The organism is Stutzerimonas balearica DSM 6083 (genome assembly GCF_000818015.1).
GTDB classification, from domain to species: domain Bacteria; phylum Pseudomonadota; class Gammaproteobacteria; order Pseudomonadales; family Pseudomonadaceae; genus Stutzerimonas; species Stutzerimonas balearica.
Genome location: NZ_CP007511.1, coordinates 63,962 through 88,608 on the forward strand (window position 1 = coordinate 63,962; position 24,647 = coordinate 88,608).

At 68.6% G+C, this 24,647-nt stretch carries 22 protein-coding genes and 1 pseudogene; 7 read left to right on the top strand and 16 right to left on the bottom strand.

All coding sequences use genetic code 11. The features are described from left to right. Positions 1-192 precede the first annotated feature (192 nt). Genes CL52_RS00305 through CL52_RS00315 form a run of 3 tightly spaced genes read left to right on the top strand, consistent with a single transcriptional unit; the run spans position 193 to position 3,745 of the window. Entirely contained in the window at positions 193-2,406 is a 2,214-nt protein-coding gene (locus CL52_RS00305; RefSeq protein WP_052264497.1) for a TonB-dependent receptor, read from the top strand. Then, entirely contained in the window at positions 2,406-3,536 is a 1,131-nt protein-coding gene (locus tag CL52_RS00310) for a PepSY-associated TM helix domain-containing protein (RefSeq protein ID WP_043217743.1), read from the top strand. Before CL52_RS00305 ends, CL52_RS00310 begins: the two co-directional genes overlap by 1 nt. Next, positions 3,533-3,745 carry a hypothetical protein gene (locus tag CL52_RS00315; protein ID WP_043217746.1) on the top strand — a complete coding sequence of 71 codons (213 nt, stop codon included), beginning with the start codon at positions 3,533-3,535 and terminating at the stop codon, positions 3,743-3,745. The genes CL52_RS00310 and CL52_RS00315 overlap by 4 nt, the downstream gene beginning before the upstream one ends. On the opposite strand, the gene CL52_RS00320 is transcribed toward CL52_RS00315, so the two are convergent. Both CL52_RS00320 and CL52_RS00325 read right to left on the bottom strand, forming a co-directional pair. Next, positions 3,708-6,500 (bottom strand): response regulator, encoded by a 2,793-nt coding sequence (locus CL52_RS00320; protein WP_043217748.1) that lies wholly within the window; start codon positions 6,498-6,500, stop codon positions 3,708-3,710. The genes CL52_RS00315 and CL52_RS00320 overlap by 38 nt on opposite strands. Then, positions 6,497-7,654 (bottom strand): acyl-CoA dehydrogenase family protein, encoded by a 1,158-nt coding sequence (locus CL52_RS00325; protein WP_043217750.1) that lies wholly within the window; start codon positions 7,652-7,654, stop codon positions 6,497-6,499. The genes CL52_RS00320 and CL52_RS00325 overlap by 4 nt, the downstream gene beginning before the upstream one ends. Positions 7,655-7,787: 133 nt before the next feature. Between CL52_RS00325 and CL52_RS00330 the strand changes: the two genes are divergently transcribed. After that, positions 7,788-8,987, top strand: coding sequence for a lactonase family protein (locus CL52_RS00330; protein WP_052264498.1), 1,200 nt, complete (start codon positions 7,788-7,790; stop codon positions 8,985-8,987). A 34-nt stretch (positions 8,988-9,021) separates the two neighbouring features. Here the strand turns inward: CL52_RS00330 and CL52_RS00335 are convergent, their stop codons facing one another. The 3 genes and pseudogenes from CL52_RS00335 to CL52_RS00345 all read right to left on the bottom strand — a co-directional run bounded on the left by CL52_RS00335 (position 9,022) and on the right by CL52_RS00345 (position 10,947). Next, entirely contained in the window at positions 9,022-10,056 is a 1,035-nt protein-coding gene (locus CL52_RS00335) for a hypothetical protein (protein ID WP_043217751.1), read from the bottom strand. A gap of 12 nt (positions 10,057-10,068) precedes the next feature. Continuing rightward, positions 10,069-10,701: pseudogene (locus CL52_RS00340) on the bottom strand (flagellin family protein); the annotation flags it as partial. Next, positions 10,702-10,947, bottom strand: coding sequence for a hypothetical protein (locus tag CL52_RS00345; RefSeq protein WP_369806176.1), 246 nt, complete (start codon positions 10,945-10,947; stop codon positions 10,702-10,704). A 153-nt stretch (positions 10,948-11,100) separates the two neighbouring features. On the opposite strand from CL52_RS00345, the gene CL52_RS00350 reads away from it, so the two are divergent. Both CL52_RS00350 and CL52_RS00355 read left to right on the top strand, forming a co-directional pair. After that, positions 11,101-12,537, top strand: a complete 1,437-nt coding sequence (locus tag CL52_RS00350; RefSeq protein ID WP_043217755.1) for an iron-containing redox enzyme family protein — start codon at positions 11,101-11,103, stop codon at positions 12,535-12,537. 17 nt (positions 12,538-12,554) lie between these two features. Further along, a complete protein-coding gene (locus CL52_RS00355) occupies positions 12,555-13,508 on the top strand; it encodes a methyltransferase (RefSeq protein WP_043217757.1) in 954 nt (317 codons plus the stop codon). Between the two features lie 727 nt (positions 13,509-14,235). On the opposite strand, the gene CL52_RS00360 is transcribed toward CL52_RS00355, so the two are convergent. The 6 genes from CL52_RS00360 to CL52_RS00385 form a co-directional block, all read right to left on the bottom strand. Beyond that, a complete protein-coding gene (locus CL52_RS00360; protein ID WP_043217758.1) occupies positions 14,236-15,171 on the bottom strand; it encodes an AEC family transporter in 936 nt (311 codons plus the stop codon). Between the two features lie 118 nt (positions 15,172-15,289). Next, complete coding sequence (locus CL52_RS00365; RefSeq protein ID WP_041109163.1) at positions 15,290-15,925, bottom strand: SCO family protein; 636 nt, start codon at positions 15,923-15,925, stop codon at positions 15,290-15,292. Positions 15,926-15,942: 17 nt separating this feature from the next. Continuing rightward, positions 15,943-16,842 carry a heme o synthase gene (gene cyoE, locus CL52_RS00370; RefSeq protein ID WP_041109161.1) on the bottom strand — a complete coding sequence of 300 codons (900 nt, stop codon included), beginning with the start codon at positions 16,840-16,842 and terminating at the stop codon, positions 15,943-15,945. 16 nt (positions 16,843-16,858) lie between these two features. Beyond that, positions 16,859-17,917, bottom strand: a complete 1,059-nt coding sequence (locus CL52_RS00375) for a COX15/CtaA family protein (RefSeq protein ID WP_043217762.1) — start codon at positions 17,915-17,917, stop codon at positions 16,859-16,861. A gap of 66 nt (positions 17,918-17,983) precedes the next feature. After that, positions 17,984-18,565, bottom strand: a complete 582-nt coding sequence (locus CL52_RS00380) for a PA_0111/PP_0108 family redox-active disulfide protein (protein WP_043217764.1) — start codon at positions 18,563-18,565, stop codon at positions 17,984-17,986. Continuing rightward, positions 18,562-19,269, bottom strand: coding sequence for an SURF1 family protein (locus CL52_RS00385; protein WP_041109277.1), 708 nt, complete (start codon positions 19,267-19,269; stop codon positions 18,562-18,564). Before CL52_RS00385 ends, CL52_RS00380 begins: the two co-directional genes overlap by 4 nt. A 70-nt stretch (positions 19,270-19,339) precedes the next feature. Between CL52_RS00385 and CL52_RS00390 the strand changes: the two genes are divergently transcribed. Next, positions 19,340-19,540, top strand: a complete 201-nt coding sequence (locus CL52_RS00390; RefSeq protein ID WP_041109156.1) for a twin transmembrane helix small protein — start codon at positions 19,340-19,342, stop codon at positions 19,538-19,540. A 5-nt stretch (positions 19,541-19,545) separates the two neighbouring features. Here the strand turns inward: CL52_RS00390 and CL52_RS00395 are convergent, their stop codons facing one another. The 5 genes from CL52_RS00395 to CL52_RS00415 all read right to left on the bottom strand — a co-directional run bounded on the left by CL52_RS00395 (position 19,546) and on the right by CL52_RS00415 (position 24,403). Further along, positions 19,546-20,442 carry a cytochrome c oxidase subunit 3 gene (locus CL52_RS00395; protein WP_043217768.1) on the bottom strand — a complete coding sequence of 299 codons (897 nt, stop codon included), beginning with the start codon at positions 20,440-20,442 and terminating at the stop codon, positions 19,546-19,548. Further along, positions 20,439-21,011: a cytochrome c oxidase assembly protein gene (locus CL52_RS00400; protein WP_041109153.1), complete on the bottom strand. Its 573-nt coding sequence runs from the start codon at positions 21,009-21,011 to the stop codon at positions 20,439-20,441. Before CL52_RS00400 ends, CL52_RS00395 begins: the two co-directional genes overlap by 4 nt. Positions 21,012-21,117: 106 nt before the next feature. After that, entirely contained in the window at positions 21,118-22,755 is a 1,638-nt protein-coding gene (gene ctaD, locus CL52_RS00405; protein WP_043217772.1) for a cytochrome c oxidase subunit I, read from the bottom strand. 12 nt (positions 22,756-22,767) lie between these two features. Continuing rightward, positions 22,768-23,901 (bottom strand): cytochrome c oxidase subunit II, encoded by a 1,134-nt coding sequence (gene coxB, locus CL52_RS00410; protein WP_043217774.1) that lies wholly within the window; start codon positions 23,899-23,901, stop codon positions 22,768-22,770. Positions 23,902-24,172: 271 nt separating this feature from the next. After that, complete coding sequence (locus tag CL52_RS00415) at positions 24,173-24,403, bottom strand: hypothetical protein (protein WP_425288330.1); 231 nt, start codon at positions 24,401-24,403, stop codon at positions 24,173-24,175. Positions 24,404-24,647: the final 244 nt, after the last annotated feature.

Here is a 24,647-nt window from a genome sequence, read left to right on the forward strand (position 1 = left end):
ACACGCGCGCCGCTCTGCGCTGCGGCTCGGCGTGCCATTGCCTGGGGTTTTCCGTCGTGCATTTGCGCCATCGAGGCCGACCGGCGGTGGGTGCCTGGGCACTAATACAGTTGCGAATCATTATTGCTAAATATAGCATTTTGCAATTGCGCCCAATCGCACCCGTTTCCGGTCCTCCACAGGTCTTCTTCGATGCGCCGATATCCGAACAAACCCGGTCACTTCTACGCCCTGCTGCCCCTCTGCCTCGCCATTGGCAGCACGGCTTACGCTGCAACCCCGACGGACCGGGACGCCGCTGCCGACCCCAAGGCCCAGGCCGAGCAACCGCTGGCGCTGCCGGCAACCGAGATCGTCGCCAGCGCCGATGCCTCGGCCGACGGCCTGACCCAGCCCTACGCCGGTGAGCAGGTTGCCCGTGGCGGCCGGGTCGGCATCCTCGGCAACCGCGACTACATGGAAACGCCGTTCACCTCGACGTCCTACACCTCGCAGCTGATCCAGGACCAGCAGGCGCGCAGCGTGTCCGACGTGCTGCAGAACGATCCTTCGGTGCGCGTCGCCCGCGGCTTCGGCAACTTCCAGGAGCTGTACGTGGTCCGCGGCTTCCCGCTGTTCTCCGACGACATTTCCTACAACGGCCTCTATGGCCTGCTGCCACGCCAGTATGTGGCCGCCGAATTCATCGAGCGCGTGGAAGTGTTCCGCGGCGCCAACACCTTCCTCAACGGCGCGGCGCCGGGCGGCAGCGGCATTGGCGGGGCGATCAACATCCTGCCCAAGCGCGCGCCGAACGAGCCGCTGACGCGTCTGACCCTCGGCGCCGAGAGCGGCGGCCAGGCGATGACCCATGCCGATATCGCCCGCCGCTTCGGCGAAGAGCAACGCTTCGGCGTACGCCTGAACGCGGCCAAGCGCGCCGGCGAGACCACGGTCGAGGACGAGGATCGCACCCTCGACATGTTCGCCCTCGGCCTCGACTACCAGGGCGACAACCTCCGCCTCTCGGGCGACATCGGCCACCAGTACCACTTCATCGACCAGCCGCGGCCGAGCGTGACCCCCAACGGCGGCCTTCCCAGCGCGCCGGATGCCGACGACAACTTCGCCCAGCCCTGGACCTACTCGAAGGAGAAACAGACCTTTGGCACCTTCCGCGCCGAATACGATTTCTCCGACGCCGTGACCGGCTGGCTCGCAGCCGGCGTGCGCGAAGGCGAGGAGAAGAACCGCTTGGCCAGCATGAAGGCGGGCAGCACCGGATCGGGCACCTTCTATCGCTTCGACAACGTGCGTGAGGAGGAAGTATTCACCAGCGAAGTGGGCCTTCGCGCGCGCGGCCGGACCGGCGACGTCTCACACGAGTGGGTAATGTCGGCGGCCATGTTCGACCTCGAGGCCCGCAACGCCTACGCCATGTCGGGCAACTACGCAGCGGACATCTACCAGCCGTTCGCCGTCGCGATGCCGGATGCGATCTGGTTTGGCGGCGCGATGTCCAACCCCAACGTCACCGAGCGCACCCAGACCCAGAGCCTGGCCATTGCCGATACCCTGGGGTTCATGGACGAGCGCCTGCTGGTCACGCTCGGCGCGCGCCGCCAGGGCATCGAAGCCAAGACCTACGACTACAACAGCGCTGACCGGCTGTCCTCGTACAACCGCTACAAGAACAGCCCGGTTGCCGGCGTGGTGTATCAGCTGACCGACGAGCTGTCGGTCTATGCCAACTACATCGAGGGCCTGGTCAAAGGCGACATCGCGCCAGCCAGCAGCGGTGGCGTGGCCGTCGTCAATGCCGGCGAGGCGCTGGAACCCTACGTTTCGGAGCAGACCGAGGTCGGCATCAAGTACGACGGCGGCAGTCTCGGCGGCAGCCTGGCGCTGTTCACCACCGAACGTCCGTTCAGCACGGTTGAAAACGGCGTGTTCACCGACGGCGGTGAACAGCGCAACCGCGGCATCGAGCTGTCGGTGTTCGGTGAGCCGACCTACGGCGTGCGCCTGCTCGGCGGCCTGACCCTGCTCGACGCCGAGCTGACCAGCACCCAGGACGGCGCCAACGAAGGCAATCGCGCCATCGGCGTGCCGCGCACCCAGGCCAACCTTGGCGGCGAATGGGACGTGCCGGGCACCAACGGCCTGACCCTGACCAGCCGCGTGGTCTACACCAGCAGCCAGTACGCCGATGCCGCCAATGACCTGGAAGCGCCTTCCTGGACGCGTCTGGACCTCGGTGCCCGCTACCGCATGGTGCTCGACGAGCGCGACGTGACCCTGCGCGCGCGCCTGGACAACGTGACCGGGCGGGACTACTGGGCCTCGGTGGGCGGCTACCCGAACGCCAACTACCTGGTCCTCGGCGCCCCGCGTACGCTCACGGTCAGCGCCACGGTCGACTTCTGATGCAGGCAGTCACCCTGCGGCGCTGGGGCTGGGTCCACAAGTGGTCCAGCCTCGTCTCTACGCTGTTCATCCTGCTGCTGTGCCTGACCGGCTTGCCGCTGATCTTCTCGCACGAGATCGAGCACCTGGCCGGCAGCGAGATCGAAGCGCCGACGATGCCCGAGGGCACGCCGCGCGCTGCGCTCGACCGGGTCGCCGCCGAAGCGGTGAAGGCCTATCCGGGGCTGGTGCCGCTGTACCTCTTCGCCGAGGAAGACGCGCCGGATGTCTGGTACGTCAAGCTCGACACGCGGGTCGACACCGATGAAAGCGCCTCGACGCTGATCCTTTCCGACGCGCGCACGGCCGAGGTGCTCGGCGCGCCGAACTTCGACGAAGGCTTCATGAGCGTGATGTACCGCCTGCACGTGGACCTCTACGCGGGGCTCGCCGGCAAGCTGTTTCTCGGTTTCATGGGCCTGCTGCTGATGGTGGCGATCATCTCCGGCGTGGTGCTCTACGCGCCCTTCATGCGCAAGCTTCGCTTCGGCGAGGTACGTCAGGAACGCACCGCGCGCACCCGCTGGCTGGACCTGCACAACCTGCTGGGCATCGTCACCCTGGTCTGGGCCCTGGCGGTGGGCTTCACCGGGGTGATCAATACCTGGGCAGACCTGATCTTCCAGGCCTGGCAGGCCGAACAGGTCGCCGCACTGCAAGCCGGTGAGACCCGCGTGCTGCTCGCGGCCGACGCCAGCGAGGCGCCCGCTGCCGACGGCTCACTGCAGACCGCGGTCGACCGCGTGCTGGCCGCCGCACCCGGCATGGCGGTGTCGATGATTGCCTACCCCGGCACGCTGCGCGCCACGCCGGAGCATGTCGCGGTGATCCTGCGCGGCGACACACCGCTGACCTCGCGCCTGACCCAGGCGCTGCTGGTCGACCCGGCCAGTGGCGAGGTGCTCGAAGCGGGCCCCCGGCCTTGGTACGTCACCGCGCTGCAACTGTCCGAGCCGCTGCATTTCGGCGATTACGCCGGCCTGCCGCTGAAGGTCCTCTGGGCGCTGCTGGACATCCTCACCCTCGTCGTCCTGGGCAGCGGGCTGTACCTGTGGCTCAAGCGCGGTGCGACGGCGGAGGTGCGGGCATGATGCGCATCTGGCTTTGGCCGGTGGCGATTGCCCTGGCCTCGGCGCTCGGGCTGATCGCCGGACTGGTCTCCGAAGGCGCCGGCGACTGGCTGAGCTGGCTGGCCCTCGGCCTGCCGACGGCGCTCGGCCTGCAGGGCCTGTGGCGCGGCCGCGGCCAGCGCTCCGTGCCGCTCAGTCGGCCAGTGCCTCGGCGAGCTGGTCGAGGCTGAACGGCTTGGGCAGCGAGCGTGCCGGCAGTCGCGTCTTGATGCGGCCTTCGCCGGAGACGAAGATCAGCCGCAGCCAGGGCTGAACCTGCAGGGCCTGCACGGCGAAATCGAGGCCCGAGCGCCCGGGCAGGTTGACGTCCAGCAGCAGCAGGTCGAAGCGCTGCTCGCCCAGGGCCAGCTCGGCCTGCTCGGCATCGGCATAACCCCGGACCCGATAGCCCAGTTCCTCGACCATCTCGCCGGTCAGCGTGAGCAGCGCCGGTTGATCCTCGACCACCATCACCAGCGGCGCTTCGCCCGGCCGGGCCTCGGTTTCGTGCGTGGCCAGCAGCTGGCGTACCTTGCGCGCCAGGTCCTCCTGGCGATACGGCTTGCTCAGCAGCTCCACGCCGGCGTCCAGGCGCCCGCCATGCACGATGGCGTTGCGCGTGTAGCCACTGGTGAAGAGCACCGCGATGCCGGGCTGCAGCAGGCGCGCCTGGCGGGCCAGCTCCGGGCTGCTGACCGGCCCCGGCATCACCACGTCGGTGAACAGCAGGTCGATCGCCAGGCCGCTGCCGAGAATGCCCAGCGCCGCCTGCGCATCGTTGGCCCTGAGCACCTGATAGCCCAGCCCCTCGAGCAGCTCGACCACCGTGGCCTGCACCGGCAGGTCGTCCTCGACCACCAGGATGGTCTCGCTGCCGCCGACGACCGGGCCGGCGGCCGGTTGCACGGCGAGCACTTCCGGCTGCTCGGTGCGCGGCAGGTAGAGCTTGACCGTGGTGCCGCTGCCCGGCTCGCTGTACAGGCGGATGTGCCCGCCGCTCTGCTTGGCGAAACCGTAGGCCATGCTCAGCCCCAGCCCGGTGCCGCGCCCTTCCGGCTTGGTGGTGAAGAAGGGCTCGAAGGCCTGCTCGACGACTTCGGCGGGCATGCCGACGCCGGTGTCGGACACCGCCAGCAGCACGTACTGGCCGGGCGTCACGTCGCTCTGGGTACTGGCATAGAGTTCGTCGAGCATGGCATTGCCGAGCTCCAGGGTCAGCCGGCCGCCTTCGGGCATGGCGTCACGGGCGTTGATCGCCAGGTTCAGCACCACCTGCTCGAGCTGGTGGGCGTCGACCATGGTGGTCCAGAGCCCGCCGGCCACCACCGTCTCGATCTCGATGCGCTCGCCGAGCGCCTGGCGCAGCAACTCGTCGAGCTCGCGCAGCAGACGCGCCAGGTTGGTCGGTTGCGGGCGCAGCGGCTGGCGGCGGGCGAAGGCGAGCAGCTGCCGGGCGAGCTTGGCCCCGCGCTCGACCGCCGAGCTGGCGGCGTCGACCCGCTTGGCCGCCGGGCGGTTGTCCTGCAGCAGCGGCTGCAGCAGTTGCAGGTTGCCGGCGATCACCTGCAGCACGTTGTTGAAGTCGTGCGCCACGCCGCCGGTGAGCTTGCCGATGGCCTCGAGCTTCTGCGACTGGTACAGCGCCTGGCGGCTGACCTCCAGCTCGCGGGTGCGCTCCTCGACCAGCTCCAGCAGGTGTTCGCGCGAGCGCTGGAGTTCTTCCTGCGCCAGCACCTGGGCGGTGACGTCATGACCCTGGCAGAAGATGCCGCTGACCTGGTCGTCCTCGGTCAGCACCGGCTGGAAGACGAAATCGACGAAGCGGCGCTCGGCCTTGCCGCCGCCCTCGGGGCGCACGCGCACCGCGAGATTGCGCCCGACATAGGGCCGGCCGGTGACGTAGACCTGCTGCAGGAGGTCGGCGACGGCGCGGCTTTCGAGCTGCGGAAAGGCCTTGAAGGCCGGGCTGCCGATCACCTCGCGCGTGCCGACCAGCTCATGGAACGCGCGATTGGCGATCTGCAGGACGTGTTCGGGGCCCTGGGTGATGGCGATGAAGCCCGGCGCCTGATCGAACAGGCGCTGCAGGTGCCGGCGCTCCTCGGTCAGTACCCGGCCCTGGCGTTCGCTGGCGCGCCGCTCGGCGACCAGCGCGGAGACGTCGCGCAGGCTCAACGCCGCGCCGACCACGTCGCCCTGCGGTGCGGTGACGGCCGCGACCACGGCTTCCAGCGTGCGGCCAGTGGCCGGGTCGTTGAACTGCAGGGTGCGCGTCGTGCCGCTCTGCAGCGTGCTAGCCAGCGCACCACCGAGCGCCGGCGTCCAGAACGGCAGGCTGGCTGCGTTGCGCCCGAGCGTCTGCACCCGGGTCTGGCCGAACAGCTCGACGGCGCCGGCGCTCCAGTAGAGTACCGCGTGCTGGCTGTCGAGGCCGACGATGGCATCGCGCGCGGCGTCGATGAAATGGTGCAGATACAGGTCGGCCTCGGCCGGCGAGCGCTTGCCCGCTGCCTGCGCGGCGTCCATGTGGGCGTTGGCGCGCGCCAGGGTGGTACGCAGGCGGGCACGGCGGCGCACGTCTGCCAGGGTCTGGTCGAGCACCCGCGGCAGCTGAGCGCTCTCGACGATCGACCAGTGCGGCCCGAGCAGTGGCGCCGGGCCGAGCTCGCGGCGCAGCGTACTCGCCTCGGCATCGGTGCTGAGGAACAGCAGCTGGCTGCGTTTCCAGCGCATGCGCAGCTGCCGGGCCAGGCTGACCGGGCGCAGCAGGCCCGGCGCCAGCATGACCAGCGCCGGCTCCGGCGCGTCGCCCGGCAGCTCGCCGGCCGGGTCGAACAGGCGCAGCTGGCAGTGGCGCTCGGCGGCCAGCGCGGCGACCCGCTGGTGCAGTGCGAGGTCGCCGTCGTCGAGCAGCGCCAGGCAATCGAGCTGCAGCTCGGGGTTCATAGCAGCGGCAGGCCGAGCAGACTGCGCCCGGTCCAGAGCTTGAGCAGGTCGGTGGTCGGCGTCATCACGTGCGCCGCACGCGCGTCGCGCAGCAGACGCGCCACGCGGCTGTTCGCCCGGTAGGCGGCGCCACCGCACAGGGTCATCGCTTCGTTGGTCAGGCGCACGGCGGTCTCCGCTGCGTCGGCTTTCGCCGCGAGAATGAAGGGCAGCGCCTCGGGATGGGCGCCGTCGCCGCGCCGTGCCGCCTCGCGCACCAGCGCCCGGCTCTTGACCAGCGCCGTCCAGAGTTCGCCGTAGCGTACCTGCAGCGCCTCCACGTCGAGCAACGCCTCGCCGGAATGGCTGTAGCGCCGCTGGCGCAGGTGCAGCTCGGCTTCGTCCAGCGCGGCCTGTGCGACGCCCAGGTAGGTGCCGGCCATGGCGATGAGAAAGAACGGTGCGACCACCTCGAACACGTACCAGACCTGATCGCCCGGCTCGCCGAGCAGGTTCTGCGCCGGCACCCGGACCTGTTCCAGGCGCAGCGGCCGCGAGGAGTTGCCGCGCATGCCGAAGCCGTCCCAGGCATCCAGCCAGTGCATGCCGGGGCTGTCGCGGTCGACCACCAGGCAGCTGAAGTCGCCGGCCTCGCCGCCGGCGGCGACGGTGGAAACCACGTAGGAATCGGCGTGGCCGCCACTGGTGACGAACTGCTTGGTGCCGTCGACGACAAAGCTGTCCGCCTCGGCGCGCAGGCGCGTTTCCGGCAGGTAGAAGTGCGCACCGGTGCCCTGTTCGGACAGCGCCAGCGTCGTGATATGGCGCCCGGCGGCGATGTCGCGCAGGTAGTGCTCGCGCTGATGCTCGGTGGCCTTGGCGGCGATCACCGCGGTGGCCACGCAATGCATGCCGAAGCACAGCGCCGAGGACGGGCAGGCGCGGCCGATCGCTTCGGTGATCACGCACAGGCCGAGCAGGCCCTGGCCCAGCCCGCCGAGCTCGCCGGGCACCTGCAGGCCGAGCAGTCCGGCCTCGGCCAGCGCCTGCATGGCATGCGCCGGCCAGCGGCACTCGGCGTCGACCTCGGCGGCCAGCGGTGCGATCCGGCTTTCGGCCAGGCTGGTGGCAATTTTCTGCAGCTCGGCAAGCTGCACGGGAAGCAAATGATCCATGGTCTCGGTAATTCCTGGGGGCAGCGCCGGCGTCCACCCGGCTGAACATAGACATGACTCCGCCAGGGGCGGTTCTACGGCAGCGCGATACCGACTCGACGGAGCGTCGAGCCATGACGGCGGTCATAGTCGCATGACTTCGACCCAGCCGCACAAGCAGCCCCCGCGGTTTCTCCGGCGTGCCCGTGCGGGCCTTGCGCTGGCGCTCGGCCTGCTGCTGGCGGCGCCAGTACAGGCAGCGAGCGGCGACATGCATCTTCTGATCGGCAGCTACACCCACGACAGCTCCAGCCCCGGCGTGCTGCGCCTGCGCTTCGACCCGGCCAGCGGGCAGATCGCCGAGCGGCCGCTGCAGACGCTGGCCAGCGACAATCCCTCCTGGCTGCTGCTCGACCGGCGCCGCGGACGGCTCTACGCGACAAACGAGAACGCCCCCGGGCACGCCGACCCGGTGGGCCGGGTCAGCGCCTGGCGGCTCGACGACGAGGGCCGCTTCCAGCCGCTCGGCCGCACGCCGAGCCTGGGTGACGAGCCGACCCATGCCAGCCTGAGCCCGGACGGGCGCTACCTGTTCGTCAGCAACTACGGCTCGCGCGCCAACCCGGGCGGCCAGCTGGCGGTCATGCCGCTGGGCGAAGCGGGCGAACCGCTGCCGGTGACCCAGCTCGCCAGGCACCAGCCCAGCGGTGCGCACCCACGCCAACAGGGCGCACATGTGCACCAGGCGCTGTTCGCCCCGGACGGCAAGCGGCTGTGGGTCAGCGACCTGGGCGCCGACCAGCTGGTCGCCTACCGCTACGACCCGGCCCAGCGCGAGCGGCCGCTCAGCCTGGACGAGGCGGCCCGCCTGACGCTGCCGCCCGGCAGCGGCCCGCGTCACCTGGCCTTCTCGGCCGACGGCCGGCACGCCTGGCTGACCCTCGAGCTCAGTGCGCAGGTGGCGCAGCTGGCTGTGCATGACGGCCGTCTGCAGCTGCGCGAGCTGATCGACCTCGCCGAGCCGGGCGCGGCCAACCGGCACTCGCCGGGCGCGATACGGCCTTCGAGCGATGGGCGCTTTCTCTATGTCACCGATCGCGGCGAGGCCAACCGCATCCTGGTCTATGCGATTGCCGCCGACGGCCGGCTGCAGCTGCTGCAAAAGCGCGACAGCGAAGGGCGCGAGCCGCGCGAACTGGCGATCGCCCCGGACGGCCGCTTCCTGCTGGTGGCCAATCAGTTCGGCGACAGCCTGGTGGTGTTCCGCCGCGATCCGGCCAGCGGCCTGCTCGGCGAGACCGTGCAACGGCTTCGGCTGGCGCGGCCCTCGGCGATCGAGTTCTTCGCGCCGTAGCGGCAAACCGGCCCGCGCACCGTGGCGCCTGCGCTCAGGACAGCAGGCTGACGACCGTGAAGCGGCTCAGCGTGGCCTGGGCGGCGACGGTCTGGGTGACGGCGGCGTAGCTCGACGGGCTGCGCTGCATCAGGTTGAACACCGAGCGCGAGAAGTCCAGCGCCCACTGTTTCTCGTCGCGGTCGGCCTGGCGGGCGAGAAATTCACGGATCTCCTTCTGCCGCTGGCCGAGCTGGTCGCGCAGGCTGGCGATACGGTCGAGGGCGGCGACCACCTTGTCCAACACCTGGCGCAGCTCGTTGAACGAATCGAGTGCGGGCGCGGCCGGCAGCTCCAGCAGTTGCTCCTGATGGCTGTCGACGCGCTGGAAGCGCTCGCCGGCGAACAGTTTGCCCTCGCCACGCACCGCCAGCTCGCCCTTGAGCGCGTCCCACAGGCTCTCGCGCGCGGAGAAACGCAGCTGGCCGCCGTCGTCGAGTTCGGCACGGATGCCTGCCTGGCCGAGGCTGGCATTGAAGCGGCGCAGGATCTGCTCGTCGCTCATGGCCTCGTCGAGCACCACCGCGACCGGCTCGGCCAGCTGCCGGCCGGCGCGAAAGACCAGCGTCTCGGCACCCGACTCGCGGATCGCCTCCGGCGAACTCAGGCCGGCAAGGGTGAAGCGGCTGCGCACCGGCTCGTTCAGGCGCAGGCGGAAGTCGGCGTCCAGCGCCTCGGCCGAGCGCTCGCGGCGTTGCCCCAGCAGCGTACCGACCGCTTCCAGTTGCTCGCCGATGGCCTCGGCACCGCTGCCGGGGCTGGCGGCGCCAAGCTCGCGGCCGAGGCTCAGCTTCAGTTGCGAGAGCCGGCCATGCAGGTCGGCCAGGTAGTTCTCGGCCGATTGCATCGACGACAGCTGCTGGTTGAGCTGCAGGCTGAAGCTGGTGCTCTTGCGCGCGCGCGCCTCGGCCGTGGCGGTGTCCAGCTCGCGGCGCTGCGGCTGGCGGGCACGGCGCTCGGTGGCAAGCGGCTGGCGCCGCTCCTGCGGGTCGATCGCGCCGATGGCGGGTAACTGCTTGTCGATCTTCATGGCGGCCTCCGGTCAGAGCAGGCCGAACAGCGACAGGCCGTTGATCTTCAGGTAGGTCTTCTGGGTGGCCTGCAGCGACAGCTGGTAGTTGTTCAGGTCGATGCTGGCGCCGGCGTAGTCGAGCGTCGACAGCTCGCCTTCGATCTTCTGGTTCACCAGCGAGACGTCTTCGTTGCTGCCGGTCAGCAGGGTAAGGGTGTTCTGCCGGCCACCGAGGTCGGTCACCGCGCCGAGCAATTCGCCGTGGGTCAGGTCCAGGGCGTCCATGGTGGCGCTGATCTGGCTGCGCACCGCCGGGTCGCCGGCATCGAGCGCCGGGTCTTCGAGCATCGCGACCAGCTCATGCAGGCGGTTGAGCATGTCGACCCCGCCGCCAAAGATCTCGGCAGCGGTGACGTTCTCTTCGACCAGCACGCCGTTGGCCACTGCGGCCTGCCTATGCCCGGCGTTGCCGCTGAGCTGGTAGCTGTCGCTGGCGGCGTCGAAGGTCACCGCCGGGCGGTCGCTGAGGGTGCCGGCGAACAGGTAGCGGCCTTCCTCGTCGCGCACGTTGGCGAAGCTGAGAATGGTGCCTTCGAGCGTCTTCAGCTCGTTGGCGATGGCCGCCAGGTCTTCGCTGGTATTGCTGCCGTTGGCGGCCCAGAGTTAGCGCTCGGGTGTGCACGGACGGCGCTCCTGGTGCAGCGCTTCCTCGTCGCTGACCTCGTCGGCCATTCCCGGTGGCACGTTGTAGGCGCCGCCCGGCACGTCGTATTCGGTACCACCGGAGACCTCGCCATTGGTGATGCTGGTTTCCGGGTCCTGCTCGCTGGGGCCCGGCGTCTGGTTGATCGATTCAATGCTCTCTCGCCCGCGCTCGCTGACGAAGATCGTTCGTTCGCTGACCATCATGATGTGCCATCTCCTCGCTGTGCGCCGGCGACCTGCCGGCCCGAGTGTTTAGGCGGACGGCGCATGCCGAAGTTGCACGCCATCCGGCGGCTGACGTGAACCAAACCGCCAGCCCCCGGCCAAAACCTGGACAAGAGTCCGGTCGATACGCACATGCAACTGACTTCTACCTGCCTGCCCGGCGCTGTCTCGCCAGCGCCTTCCAGCCCCGCGACAGAGTCCAGGGCGCTGTACTTCGCGCTGCTCGAGAGCGAGGCGGAGGAACCTGCGCGCGCGGCGGCTGCCGCTTATCTGGAAAGCCGTCTCGAAGCGGCGGCCGGGTTGCCTTGCGACCTGCCGGAATCGCTCGCCGAGCTGGATGCCTGGCTCGAGGCGCACACCGCCGAGGTCGGCCGTCGGTACCGCAGCTACCTCGATGAACGGCGCGCCGGCGCGCCACGGCGCTATTTCGGCGGCAAGGCTCACGCGCTGCATTTCCTGCGCGGCGTGGCGCCGACCAAGCTGGTCGACGGCGCCTGGCTGTACGGGCTGCTGCAGCGCTGGGACGATCCGCGCTTCACCCTGCTGATCCAGACCTACCTCGAGGAACTGGGCGAGGGCCAGCCGGACAAGAACCACGTGGTGCTCTACCGCAAGCTGCTGGCGAGCCAGGGCTGCGACGACTGGCAGAGCCTCGACGACGAGCATTTCGTCCAGGGCGCGATCCAGCTGGCGCTGGGCTGCAACGCCGAGCGCTTCCTGCCCGAGGTGATCGGCTTCAACCTGGGCTACGAGCAGCTGCCGCTGCACCTGTTGATCACCAGTTACGAGCTGACCGAGCTGGGCATCGACCCCTACTACTTCACCCTGCACGTCACCGTCGACAACGCTGACAACGGCCATGCGCGCAAGGCGCTCGAAGGGCTGCGCGCGGCGCTGCCGCAGGTCGGCGACCGCGACGCGTTCATGCGGCGCGTGCGCAATGGCTACCGCCTCAACGAGCTGGGGGCCAGCACGCTGTCGGTGATCGACGGCTTCGACATCGAGCAGGAAGTCCAGCGGGTGCTGGAAAAGAAGGCGGCGGTCGGCCAGTTCGTGCATTCGGATTACTGCCGCTTCGACGGGCGTACGGTCAACCAGTGGCTGGCCGAGCCCGGGGCGGTCGGTGATTTTCTCGCCACGCTGGAGCGACGCGGCTGGATCCGCCGCCATCAGGACCCGCAGGACAGCCGCTTCTGGCAGCTGATCGCCGGTGAGCAGGCGCCGATGTTCGGTGTCTTCAGCCACCACGAGCAGCAGCTGATCCATGACTGGATCGCTGGGGGTTCGCTCGCGCAGGCGCCGGCGGCGCCCGGCCAGCGGCTGGCCCAGCGCCAGGCCCTTTTCAACAGCCGGCGCCGGGTAGCTGCCGAGCGGCCGGCCGGGCCGGTCGCGGCGCGGCCCGAGGGCGGCGACTTCGATGCCGAAGCCGAGCTGCTCGAGCAACAACTGGCACAGCTGCCCAGCCGCGAGGCGCGCCTGCGCCACCTGCTGCCATTGCTCGCGCCGACCCGTCATCACCATACCGCGGGCCTTCTGGCCACGCGGCTGTTCAGCGGGCTGTTCAACTGACATCGCAGGGAAACCAGATGACCACGCACACGGCGCAGGAACGCGCATTGCTCGCCCTGGCCCGTTCGCTCGACGAGCGCGGCTATCACTTCATCACCCCGACGCCGCTGACCCACGCCCGGGTCAACGAGCGCCCGGAAAACCGCATGGCCGAGGACCTGGCCGGGGTGTTCGGCTGGAACCGGCCGTTTCACGCCGACCTGCTGCCGCCGGCGCTGTTCAGCCTGATGGACCAGGCGGAGCTGCTCGAACCCAGCGGCTCGGGCTGGCGCAGCCGGCTGCGCTTCTCGCGTCTGGACGGCCAGCTGTTCGCGCATTCGGCGTTTCCCACCGAGGCCGCCGACGCGGTGTTCTTCGGCCCCGATACCTATCGCTTCGCCAACGCCATCCGCTGCCACCTGGACAACCACCGCGGTGAGATCCGCCGTGCGGTGGACATCGGCTGCGGATCGGGCGCCGGTGCCGTGCTGGTCGCGCTGGCACGGCCGCAGGCCGAGGTGCTGGCGGTGGACATCAATCCGGCGGCGCTGCGCCTGACCCGGCTGAATGCCGCCCTGGCCGGCGCCGAAAACCTCCAGGCGCTGCACAGCGACCTGCTCGGCGAGACGGTGGGCGCCTTCGACCTGATCCTGGCCAACCCGCCTTACCTGGTCGATCCCGGCGAGCGCACCTATCGCCACGGCGGCGGCCCGCTCGGCGCAGGGCTGTCGTTGGCGATCGTAGATGCGGCGCTGGCGCGCCTGGCGCCGGGCGGCACCCTGCTGCTGTACACCGGCGTGGCGATGCTCGATAACGCCGACCCCTTCCTCGCCGCGGTGCGCGAGCGCCTCGAGGGCCGCGATTTCAGCTGGCGCTACCGGGAAATGGACCCGGACGTGTTCGGTGAGGAACTGCTGGAGGGCGCCTACACGGCTTGCGATCGCATCGCTGCAGTCGTGCTGGAGGTCACCCGCCCGCTGGCCGATGGATAGGTCCACGGGCCTCAACCCCCTCGCCTGGCCCCACCACCGCCCGCGTGGATGGCTTCGGCCATCCACCCTACGGTTGGCAGGTGGCGTAGGGTGGATAACGCCGCAGGCTTATCCACGCGTACCGACCCGGCATCAGCGCCCGGGCCAGCCCTCGCACCGCGTGGATGGCTTCGGCCATCCACCCTACGGTTGGCAGGTGGCGTAGGGTGGATAACGCCGCCAGGCTTATCCACGTGTCCCTGCCCGGCACACAGCGCCCAGGGGCGGCCCTCGCACCGCGTGGATGGCTTCGGCCATCCACCCTACGGTTGGCAGGCGGAGTAGGGTGGATAACGCCGCAGGCTTATCCACGCGTACCGATTCGGCACACAGCGCCCAGGGCCGGCCCTCGCACCGCGTGGATGGCTTCGGCCATCCACCCTACGGTTGGCACGCGGCGTAGGGTGGATAACGCCGCAGGCTTATCCACGCGTACCGACTCGGCACCAGCGCCCAGGGCCGGCCCTCGCACCGCGTGGATGGCTTCGGCCATCCACTCTACGGTCTGCAGGTGGCGTAGGGTGGATAACGCCGCCAGGCTTATCCACGCGTACCGACCCGGCACCAGCGCCCAGGGCCTGCCCTCGCACCACGTGGATGGCTTCGGCCATCCACCCTACGGTTGGTAGGTGGCGTAGGGTGGATAACGCCGCCAGGCTTATCCACGCGGCCTGGCACAGCAGTCGCGTCAGACCGGCAGCAGCACCAGGCAGAGCGAGAGGGTGACCAGCGAGCCGAGCGTCGAATACAGGACCACGCGAGACACCCGTGAACCCTCGCGGCCATACAGCTCGGCGAGCATGTAGGGCCCGGTGCCGGTGGGCAGCGCGCTGAGCAGCAGCGCGGAGTGGACCCAGACCGGCTCCAGCTCGAACACCTCGGCCGCCAGATACCAGGTCAGCAGCGGCTGGACCAGCAGCTTCAGCGCGACCAGCGGCCAGACGCCGGTCACCTCGCCGCGCGCCGGCTGGGTGTGGGCAAGGAACAGCCCCAGGGAAACCAGCGCACAGGGCGCCGCCGCAGCGCCGAGCAGGTCGAGCAGGGTGCGCAGGCCGGCCGGCAGTTCGAGCCCGCCGGCCGCCCAGGCGATGCCCAGCAGCGGGGCGATCACCAGAGGGTTGCGCAGCAGCGCCGAGCTGACCTTGCGCAGCGTCGCGCCCAGGCCCTGGCCGGCATGCAGGCCGGTCTCGACGCAGGCCAGGGCAATGGCGAAGAGCACGCAGACGACCACCAGCGTGGCGACCAGCGCCGGTTGCAGCGCGGCCTCGCCGAGGATCAGCAGGCACAGCGGAAAGCCGATGTAGCCGGTATTGGCATAGGCCGCGCCAAGGGCGTCGAGGCTGGCGTCGACCAGCGGTTGTTGCTGCAGGCGGCGGTAGAGCAGGGTGAAGGCGAACACGCCAAGGCAGCCTGCGCTGAAGGCGGCGACGAAACCTGGCTGCCAGACCGCGGCCCAGTGCGAAGTGGCGGTGATCTTGAACAGCAGCGCCGGCAGGCCGAGCCAGACCACGAAACGGTTGAGTTCGGAGGCGGCGGTCGGCCCCAGGCGGCCACTGCGTCGGCACAGGTAGCCGAGCAGGATCATGGCGAAGACGGGCAGAACGACGTTGACGACCGAGGACATGAGGACTCATCTGCAGGCTTTGTCAGCGAACGCCGGACAAAGCGGCGGAACGGGCCGGCCACTCGGGCCGGCCGGCCACCTTAGCAAAGTTCGCCTGCCGGGCGAGTGCCGGCTTCGCTCAGCGGCCCGGGCCGATCAGCTCGGGCAGGCGCTCGGCGAGCCGCTCGACCTTCAGCGGGGCGCGAATGAAGCCGCGCTGGCGCCCATCCGGGCCGATGATGACCAGGTTGCCGCTGTGGTCGACGGTGTAGTTCTCGCGGGTGGTGTCGCCGGGAATGTAGGGAATGCCGACGCCGTTGGCGAGCGTCTGGATGTCGTCCGGCGCGCCGGTCAGGCCGAGGAAGTTGGCGTTGAAATAGTCGAGGTACTGCTTGAGCTGCGCCGGCGTGTCGCGCGCCGGATCGACGCTGACCAGCACCATGCGCAACGCTTCGCGGGTCGGCTCGGGCAACTGGCCGCGCAGCTGGCGCAACTCGGCGAGCGTCGCCGGGCAGATGTCCGGGCAATAGGTGTAGCCGAAGAACAGCAGCGTCCAGCCGCCCTCGAAGCGATCGACCGCCACCTGCTCGCCGTCCTGGCTGGTCAGGGTCACCGCCGGCACCTCGCGCGGCGTCGGCAGCAGCACGATGCCGGCGTCGAGCAGCGCCGCCGGGTCGGCCTGGCGTTCGCTGTTGAGCACCTTCGACACCGTCAGCCCGACGACCAGCGCGACCAGCGCGACGAGGATGAAGACGGTTTTCTGGATGCGGGTCATCGATGCTCCTGCGATGGCTAGACGTTGAGCAGCAGATAATGGTCGACGAGCAGGGCGATGAACAGCGCGAACAGGTACCAGATGCTGAATTTGAAGGTGCGAATCGCCGCATGTGGCCGGCTGTCGCGGTACAGCGCGATCGCCCAGTAGAGAAAGCGCGCACCGAGCACGGCGGCGGCCGCCAGGTACAGCGGGCCGCTCATGTGGATGACGTAGGGCATGAAGCTGACCGCCAGCAGCACCGCCGTGTAGAGCAGGATGTGCACCTTGGTGTAGTGCACGCCATGGGTCACCGGCAGCATCGGAATGTTGACCTTGGCGTACTCGGCCTTGCGGTGGATGGCCAGCGCCCAGAAGTGCGGCGGCGTCCAGGCGAAGATGATCAGCACCAGCAGCAGCGGTTCGGCACTGATCTGCCCGGTCACCGCGACCCAGCCGAGCAGCGGCGGCGCGGCGCCGGCCAGCCCGCCGATGACGATGTTCTGCGGCGTCGCGCGCTTGAGAAAGCCGGTATAGATCACCGCGTAGCCGATCAGCGAGGCCAGCGTCAGCCAGGCGGCGAGGGCGTTGGTGAAGGTCAGCAGCAGGGCCAGCCCGCTGACGCCGAGAACGAAGGCGAAGGTCAGTGCCGCCGCCGGCGAGACCCGGCCTTCGGCCAGCGGCCGCTTGTGCGTGCGGGCCATCACCGAATCGATCTGCCGGTCCACCACATGGTTCACCGCCGCCGCGCCGCCGGCACACAGGGCGATACCGAGGTTGCCGAACAGCAGCACCGTCCAGGGCACCCCGGCGCGGGTGGCGAGAAACATGCCGACCAGCGAGGTGATCAGCATCAGCACCACCACTTTCGGCTTGGTCAGCTCCAGGTAGTCGCGCCAGCCGGCCTGGCCGCGGCGAACGCTGAGTAGAGTGGCCATGGAGGTCTCCTTCTGATCAGGCACCGGGCAGCTCGAGCCGGCCGGTGCGGGGTGGGAGCGGGGAGTCGCTGGCACTCGCCGGCTGGAGCAGGCGAGCCGGGCGCAGCCGGTAGTTGATCGTTACCAGCACCAGCAGCAGCAACGCGCCGCCGCCGTTGTGCGCCACGGCCACGGCCAGCGGCAGGCTCAGCAGGACATTGGCGATGCCGAGGCCGAGCTGCAGCGCCAGCGCACCGAGCAGGAGGGCCGCCAGCCGGCCGAAGCCGTGTCGGTAGAGCTGCCAGGCCAGGGCCAGCAGTACCAGCGCGACCGTCAGCGCGCCGAGCCGATGGCCGACATGAATGGCGGTGCGCGCCTCGCCGTAGAGCAGGCCACCGAGGTAGTTGGAGCCGATCTCGTGGTGGGTCAGGTCATAGGCGCGGGCAAAATCCATCGCAGGCCACCACTGGCCATGGCAGGTGGGGAAATCGATGCAGGCCACCGCTGCGTAGTTGCTGCTGACCCAGCCCCCCAGGGCGATCTGTAGAACCACCAGAGCCAGCGCGGCGCCGGCAAACGCGCGCAGCCGTGCCGGCACGCCAGCCAGCGCCGGCCAGCGGTCGGCCAGGCGCAGGCACAGCAGCAACAACAGGCTCAGGGTGGTGAACCCCCCCAGCAGATGCGCCGTGACCACCTGCGGCCAGAGCTGCAGGGTCACCGTCCACATGCCGAACAGCGCCTGGGCGATGACCACGGCGAGCAGCACGAGCGGCAGCTTCAGCGGCTGGCCCGGTTGCCCGCGGCGGCGCAGCGCCTGCAGCGCCAGGGCGAGAATCAGCAGGCCCAGCCCGCCGGCGAAATAACGGTGGACCATCTCGTTCCAGCCTTTCTCGACCTCCAGCGGCGCCGCCGGGAAGCGCTCGGCGGCCAGCGCCTGTTGCGCCTCGCTCATCGGCACCGCGAGAAAGCCGTAGCAGCCCGGCCAGTCCGGGCAGCCGAGCCCGGCGTGGGTCAGCCGGGTATAGGCGCCCAGCAGCACCACGACCCCGGCCAGCAGGGTAGCGAGCAGCGCGAGGCGGAATCCGGGGCGGGCCATCGATTGCTCCTTGTGTTGGGCACGTCTGTTGTTGTGGGACTTCAGCGAAACGCCTGAGTGCCACGCTCAGCCGATCTGCGACGACTTGAGCAGGTGGCGCAGGTCCTCGAGGATCGCCTTGCCGTTGGCCTCGCTGCCGTAGCGCAGGACCAGGTTGCCGTGCGGGTCGACGATCCAGAGCTGGGCACCGGCAGGCAGCTCGCCGTTGCTGCGGTAAGCGGCCGGGTCCAGCGGATAACGGGCGAGTTGCGGATATTCGGCGCGCAGCTGGGCCTCGTAGGCGGCATCCAGGCTGCCGGCGCTGGCCAGCGCATGGCCGGCACGCGCGGCATCGCGCGCCAGGCCGATATGGATCTGCCGGGCCAGGTAGACCAGCTGCCGGCAGCTTTGCGCGCAGCCGTCGGGGGCCGTCACCAGGAGTTCCCAGCGATGCGTGGCGGCCGCGCTGACCCCAAGTGCCGCACGATCACGCCCGTCGGCGACGAGCACGCCGTCATAGTTGCGGCTGTCCGGCACCCAGAAGCCGAAGCGGTACATCGCCGAGGCCAGCAGCATCGGCAGCAGCACGATGGCCAGGATCAGCAGCAGTTGCAGACGGCCGCGACCGCGGCGCGGGGCTTCGGCTGGAAAGGAGGCGAGCCTGTTCATGCGGGACTCCTGCGTGCCTGATGCACGCCGAAATAGATGAAGAGTGCGAGCAGCGCGGCGGCCAGGGCGAACCACTGCACCGCATAGCCCAGGTGCTGTTGCGGACTCATGCTGGTCACCGGCCAGTCCGCGCGATAGGCCGCCGGGCCGGGTTCCAGGCGCAGTTCGCGGTCGACGCCCTGACGCTCCAGCAGCGCCCAGAGTTCGTCGGGCGCGACATGGTTGATCAGCCGTGGCCAGCCTTCGGACATCCAGCGATTGAGGATGAACGGTTCGCGCGAGGGCGCGTACACCCAGGCGGCCAGCTTCAGTGGCTGCTCCGGGGTATCGAATTGCGGGGGCACGCGGCGGTCCGGCCAGGGGATCCAGCCGCGGTTGAGCAGCACCCAGCGCCCGCTCGGCTCGTCGAAGAAGGGCTGCAGCAGCTCGACGCCGACCTGGCCGTCGCGGGTGCGGTTGTCGAGCAGAAAGCTGTGCTCGGCATCGAAGCGGCCCTGCAGCCAGACCCGGCTGTAGGCCGGGTCGTCGAGCAGGTCGATGCGCTCGACGGCGACCGGCGCGGCTTGCTGGCGGGCGGCCTGACGCTCGAGCAGCTCGCGCTTCTGTTCGCTGCGCTCGAGCTGCCAGAAGCCCAGCCAGACCAGCGTCGGCAGCAGCGCGAGCACCAGCAGGCTCGGTAGCAGGCCGGGGCGGAAGCGGCTCATGGCCTGCTCCGCCGGCTATGGATTCGGCTGGCTATACTGCACCTCCATCACCCCTGTCGTGGATCGGCTCATGCTCAAGGCGGCGATCGTTCTGTCGTTAGTAGCCACAGTGGTCAGCTTGTTCAGCGGCCTGTTCTTTCTTGTTCGCGACGAGGGCCGCACCTCGCGTGTGCTCGTCTCCCTCACCGTGCGCGTGGCGCTCAGCGCCGTGACCCTCGCGCTGATTGCCTGGGGCTTCTGGTCCGGCCAGCTGACGCCGGGGTTCGGCTGACCGCCTCAGAGCACGTAGACGAAGACGAACAGCCCGATCCACACCACGTCGACGAAGTGCCAGTACCAGGCGCCCGCCTCGAAGCCGAAGTGGTGCTCGGCATCGAAGTGCCCGCGCAGGATGCGGATGAACATGACCGTGAGAATGATCGTGCCCATGGTCACGTGGGCGCCATGAAACCCGGTGAGCATGAAGAAGGTTGCGCCGTAGATGCCCGAGCCGAGCGTCAGGCCGAGCTCGTTGTAGGCGTGCACGTATTCCTCGGCCTGCAGGATGAGGAAGGCGGCACCGAGCAGGATGGTCACGCCCAGGCCGAGCTTCAGCTTGCTGCGGTCACCCTTGCGCAGCGCATGGTGCGCCCAGGTCAGGGTGAAGCTGGAGCTGACCAGCAGGATGGTGTTGACCAGCGGCAGGCCCCAGGGGCTGATGGTGCCTTCGGGCGCCGGGTAGAGCTTCGGGTCCGGGTTGTTCATCAGCGGCCAGCTGTACTCGAAATTCGGCCAGAGCATCGCGCTGACGCCCTTGTCGCCCTCGCCGTCCAGCCAGGGGCCGACCCAGTAGCGGATGTAGAACAGCGCGCCGAAGAAGGCGAGAAAGAACATCACCTCCGAGAAGATGAACCAGCTCATGCCCCAGCGGAACGAGCGGTCCATCTGGGCGCTGTAGAGCCCGGCGCGGCTTTCCTTCACCACCGAGCCGAACCAGCCGAACATCATGTAGGCAATCAGCAGGGCGCCGACGAAAAAGATCAGCGGCCCGCTGGATTCGGCGCGTTCGGCCTTGAGGTCGTTGAACCAGGTGCCGAGGCCGAAGAAGGTCACCAGCAAGGCTACGGTGGCGATGATCGGCCATTTGCTCTGGGCCGGGACGTAGTACTGCTCGTGCGTGCTCTGGTGGCTCATTGCAGACGCTCCTTGGCTGAAGTCGCGTCGTGGACGGCGACCGGAGGCTGGCGGGAGGTGATGTCGAACAGCGTGTAGGCGAGGGTCAGGTGGCGGATGTCGGCCGGCAGGTCGCGATCGACGATGAAGCGCACCGGCATCTCGATGCGCTCGCCGGGCTGCAGCACCTGCTGGGTGAAGCAGAAGCACTCGGTCTTGTGAAAGTAGGCCGCGGCCCGCGACGGCGACACGCTGGGGATCGCCTGCGCGGTCATCGGCTTGTCGGTCGGGTTGTAGGCGATGAAGCGCATCTCGCGGTTGGCGCCGGGGTTCACCTCGAGCTGGTCGGCCAGCGGCTGGAACTCCCAGACCATTCCGGCGGCATTGGTGGCGAGGAACTGCACGCGCACCTGGCGCGCCTCGTCGGCCATCTGCGCGCCGCTGTAGGCGCCGGCGGTCTTGCCGTTGATGCCGAACGCCTTGCACATCACGTCGTAGATCGGCACCAGGGCGAAGCCAAAGGCGAACATCACCGCCACCAGCAGCAGTAGCCGGCGGACCAGGCGGGCGGTGGGCATTTCAGCGCTCATGGGCGCGGCCTCGGCAGGCGCCGGGAGCGCGGCGCGCAGGCGCTGTCGTGGTGGCCTGCCCAGCCCGCGCCTTCCGGAGCGCCCGGTAGCGCAGCCTTCATGCCGTTCATGGCGTCAGCTCCCCGCCGGTGCCCTTGCGGTGTTCATGCACGTCGTTGAGGTCCGGCGGCGTCTGGAAGGTGTGATAGGGCGCCGGTGAGGGCACGCTCCATTCCAGCCCCTCGGCACCGTCCCAGGGCTTGGCCGGCGCCGGGACGCCGCCGCGAATGCATTTGATGACGATGAACAGAAACAACAGCTGCGTGGCGCCGAATAGGAAGGCGCCGATACTCGAGATCATGTTGAAGTTGGCGAACATCATGTTGTAGTCCGGGATGCGTCGCGGCATGCCGGCCAGGCCAACGAAGTGCATCGGGAAGAACGCCAGGTTCATGCCGATGAAGCTCATCCAGAAATGCAGCTTGGCCAGGGTCTCGTCATACATGTGCCCGGTCCACTTCGGCAGCCAGTAGTAGGCCGAGGCGAAGATGCCGAAGATCGCCCCCGGCACCAGCACGTAGTGGAAGTGCGCCACCACGAAGTAGGTGTCGTGGTACTGGAAGTCCGCCGGGGCGATGGCCAGCATCAGCCCGGAGAAGCCGCCGATGGTGAAGAGGATGACGAAGGCCACGGCGAACAGCATCGGCGCCTCGAAGGTCAGCGAGCCGCGCCACATCGTCGACACCCAGTTGAACACCTTCACCCCGGTGGGCACGGCGATCAGCATGGTGGCGTACATGAAGAACAGCTCGCCGGTCAGCGGGATGCCGACGGTGAACATGTGGTGCGCCCAGACGATGAAGGAGAGGAAGGCGATCGCGCCGGTGGCGTAAACCATCGAGGTGTAGCCGAACAGCGGCTTGCGGCTGAACGCCGGGATGATCGAGCTGACCGCGCCGAAGGCCGGCAGGATCATGATGTACACCTCGGGATGGCCGAAGAACCAGAACACGTGCTGGAACAGCACCGGGTCGCCGCCACCGGCCGCGCTGAAGAAGCTGGTGCCGAAGTGGATGTCCATCAGCATCATGGTCACCACGCCCGCCAGCACCGGCATCACCGCGATCAAGAGGAAGGCGGTGATCAGCCAGGTCCAGACGAACAGCGGCATCTTCATCAGCGTCATGCCTGGCGCGCGCAGGTTGAGGATGGTGGCGATCACGTTGATCGCACCCATGATCGAGCTGATGCCCATCAGGTGGATGGCGAAGATGAAGAAGGTCACCGACTCCGGCGCGTAGGTCGTCGACAGCGGCGCGTAGAAGGTCCAGCCGAAGTTCGGCCCGCCGCCTTCCATGAACAGGGTCGAAACCAGCAGGCCGAAGGCCGCCGGCAGCAGCCAGAAGCTGAAGTTGTTCATCCGCGGCAGCGCCATGTCCGGCGCGCCGATCATCAGCGGGATCATCCAGTTGGCCAGGCCGACGAACGCCGGCATCACCGCGCCGAAGACCATGATCAGGCCGTGCATGGTGGTCATCTGATTGAAGAATTCCGGCTGCACGATCTGCAGGCCCGGCTGGAACAGCTCGGCGCGGATCACCATGGCCATCGAGCCGCCGAGCAGAAAGGCGCAGAAGCTGAACCACAGGTACATCGAGCCGATGTCCTTGTGGTTGGTGGTCAGCAGCCAGCGCGAGAGCCCCTTGGCCGGGCCGTGGTGGTGGTCATGCGCGGCATGCCCATGATCGTCGATCACTGCACTCATCAGCCTGTCCTCTTACTGGGTGGCTTCTTCGGCCTGTTTGAAATCGAGCACGTCTTTCGGCGTGACCATGTCGCCCTTGTCGTTGCCCCACGAGTTGCGCTCGTAGGTGATGACCGCGGCGATATCGACCTCCGACAGCTGCTTGCCGAAGGCGGCCATGGCGGTGCCGGGCTTGCCGTTGAAGACGATGTTCAGGTGCCCCTCGGGCTCGCCGGTGGCGATGGCCGAGCCCTTGAGCGCCGGGAACATCGGCGGCAGGCCCTCGCCGGTGGGCTGGTGGCAGCTGGCGCAGTTGGCCTGGTAGACCTTTTCGCCACGGGCGACGAGTTCTTCGAGGGTCCACTCCTTGCTGCTCAGCTCGGCGAGCTTGGCGGCCTCGGCCTTCTTCTCGCCGAGCCAGGTGGCGTAGTCCTCCTGCGACTTGACCTCGACCACCACCGGCATGAAGCCGTGGTCCTTGCCGCACAGCTCGGTGCACTGGCCGCGGAACAGGCCCGGTTGCTCGACGCGGGTCCAGGATTCGTTGACGAAGCCGGGGATGGCGTCCTTCTTCACCGCCAGTTCCGGCACCCACCAGGAGTGGATGACGTCGGCGGCGGTGATCAGGAAGCGCACCTTGGCACCGGCCGGAATGACCAGCGGCTGGTCGACTTCCAGCAGGTAGTGCTCGCCCTTGGGCGCCTGGTTGTTGATCTGCTCGCGCGGGGTGGTGAGGTTGCTGAAGAACTCGACGTCTTCGCCCAGATACTTGTAGTGCCACTTCCACTGGTAGCCGGTGATCTGGATATCGACGTCCGACTCGCTGGCATCGTAGATGTGCAGCAGCGTGCGCGTGGCCGGCACCGCCATGCCGATCAGGATCAGCAGCGGAATGACCGTCCAGAGCACTTCGACGCGGGTGTTCTCGTGGAAATTGGCCGCCTGCTGACGGCGCGAGCGGCGGTGGGCGATCATCGACCAGATCATCACGCCGAACACCAGCACGCCGATGACGACGCAGATCCAGAAGATGGTCATGTGCAGGTCGAACACCGAGCGACTGACGTCGGTGGCACCCGAGCGCATGTTCACGTCCCAGGCGGCACGGGCCTGAGCGACGGTCGCTAGCAGCCCAAGCCCCATCCAAGCGCGTGGATGTCGAGACATTGCGGGTTCCCCTTATGATTCTTGTTCTGGGCCAACCGCTCGGTTACGTCGCTTGCCTGACGGCATGTCTCGGGGCGTCTTGCCCGCGAAGCCGGTGGGTGTTGCTTCGGAACCGTCACCAACCTGGTCGCTGCACTACGAGATCGGTGCAAGGCACAGGAGCCTTGTCGATCTGCTACCGGCGAACCCGGTCGGCGTTTGCACGCACGGTCGGATTGCTCAATCAGGTACGCCTGACTCGGAGTATAGACAGCGATCCGGTGTAGGCAATTCAGGCGCCGGAGCGCTCTACCTCGGCCTTCTGCGGCTCGTCGTTCTTTTTCACGCCACGAATGTTCATCGCCGCCAGGCAGACCTGCAGGGTGATCAGCGCCCAGGCTTCGGCATACCAGCCCCAGATCACCCAGAGCAGGTTGCTCAGCAGAAAACAGCAGAAACCGACGAAGCGCCGGCCCGGTCGCAACGAACCGATCAGCCAGGCAGCCGTCACCGTCACCACCATCGCCGGCCATTGCAGCAGGTCGATCCAGTCCACATTGCCTCCAGGCTCGGGGTTCAGGAATTGGTGCCGTGGCGAGTGCAGATAGTTCCTCGCTGGCGCCACGAGCGGACCGGCGATCTCCGCGGGCACCATCTAGGGGAGCCTCCGTGCACAAGCTGATGTAACAGGCTCGATCCGCCAGCGCCTTCGGTGGATAAGCGGAGCGTTATCCACCCTACGGTTACCGTGCGTAGGGTGGAAAACC

What these genes read in the sequence shown, in the direction of transcription:
- CL52_RS00350 (WP_043217755.1), top strand. Translation starts at nt 11,101, where the DNA reads ATGCAACTGACTTCTACCTGCCTGCCCGGCGCTGTCTCGCCAGCGCCT.
- CL52_RS00330 (WP_052264498.1), top strand. Translation starts at nt 7,788, where the DNA reads ATGACTTCGACCCAGCCGCACAAGCAGCCCCCGCGGTTTCTCCGGCGT.
- CL52_RS00325 (WP_043217750.1), bottom strand. Translation starts at nt 7,654, where the DNA reads ATGGATCATTTGCTTCCCGTGCAGCTTGCCGAGCTGCAGAAAATTGCC.
- CL52_RS00395 (WP_043217768.1), bottom strand. Translation starts at nt 20,442, where the DNA reads ATGAGCCACCAGAGCACGCACGAGCAGTACTACGTCCCGGCCCAGAGC.
- coxB (WP_043217774.1), bottom strand. Translation starts at nt 23,901, where the DNA reads ATGTCTCGACATCCACGCGCTTGGATGGGGCTTGGGCTGCTAGCGACC.
- CL52_RS00380 (WP_043217764.1), bottom strand. Translation starts at nt 18,565, where the DNA reads ATGAACAGGCTCGCCTCCTTTCCAGCCGAAGCCCCGCGCCGCGGTCGC.
- CL52_RS00345 (WP_369806176.1), bottom strand. Translation starts at nt 10,947, where the DNA reads ATGATGGTCAGCGAACGAACGATCTTCGTCAGCGAGCGCGGGCGAGAG.
- CL52_RS00335 (WP_043217751.1), bottom strand. Translation starts at nt 10,056, where the DNA reads ATGAAGATCGACAAGCAGTTACCCGCCATCGGCGCGATCGACCCGCAG.
- cyoE (WP_041109161.1), bottom strand. Translation starts at nt 16,842, where the DNA reads ATGGCCACTCTACTCAGCGTTCGCCGCGGCCAGGCCGGCTGGCGCGAC.
- CL52_RS00375 (WP_043217762.1), bottom strand. Translation starts at nt 17,917, where the DNA reads ATGGCCCGCCCCGGATTCCGCCTCGCGCTGCTCGCTACCCTGCTGGCC.
- CL52_RS00315 (WP_043217746.1), top strand. Translation starts at nt 3,533, where the DNA reads ATGATGCGCATCTGGCTTTGGCCGGTGGCGATTGCCCTGGCCTCGGCG.
- CL52_RS00385 (WP_041109277.1), bottom strand. Translation starts at nt 19,269, where the DNA reads ATGAGCCGCTTCCGCCCCGGCCTGCTACCGAGCCTGCTGGTGCTCGCG.
- CL52_RS00310 (WP_043217743.1), top strand. Translation starts at nt 2,406, where the DNA reads ATGCAGGCAGTCACCCTGCGGCGCTGGGGCTGGGTCCACAAGTGGTCC.
- CL52_RS00400 (WP_041109153.1), bottom strand. Translation starts at nt 21,011, where the DNA reads ATGAGCGCTGAAATGCCCACCGCCCGCCTGGTCCGCCGGCTACTGCTG.
- CL52_RS00365 (WP_041109163.1), bottom strand. Translation starts at nt 15,925, where the DNA reads ATGACCCGCATCCAGAAAACCGTCTTCATCCTCGTCGCGCTGGTCGCG.
- CL52_RS00360 (WP_043217758.1), bottom strand. Translation starts at nt 15,171, where the DNA reads ATGTCCTCGGTCGTCAACGTCGTTCTGCCCGTCTTCGCCATGATCCTG.
- CL52_RS00390 (WP_041109156.1), top strand. Translation starts at nt 19,340, where the DNA reads ATGCTCAAGGCGGCGATCGTTCTGTCGTTAGTAGCCACAGTGGTCAGC.
- CL52_RS00320 (WP_043217748.1), bottom strand. Translation starts at nt 6,500, where the DNA reads ATGAACCCCGAGCTGCAGCTCGATTGCCTGGCGCTGCTCGACGACGGC.
- CL52_RS00415 (WP_425288330.1), bottom strand. Translation starts at nt 24,403, where the DNA reads ATGGTGGTGACGGTGACGGCTGCCTGGCTGATCGGTTCGTTGCGACCG.
- ctaD (WP_043217772.1), bottom strand. Translation starts at nt 22,755, where the DNA reads ATGAGTGCAGTGATCGACGATCATGGGCATGCCGCGCATGACCACCAC.
- CL52_RS00355 (WP_043217757.1), top strand. Translation starts at nt 12,555, where the DNA reads ATGACCACGCACACGGCGCAGGAACGCGCATTGCTCGCCCTGGCCCGT.
- CL52_RS00305 (WP_052264497.1), top strand. Translation starts at nt 193, where the DNA reads ATGCGCCGATATCCGAACAAACCCGGTCACTTCTACGCCCTGCTGCCC.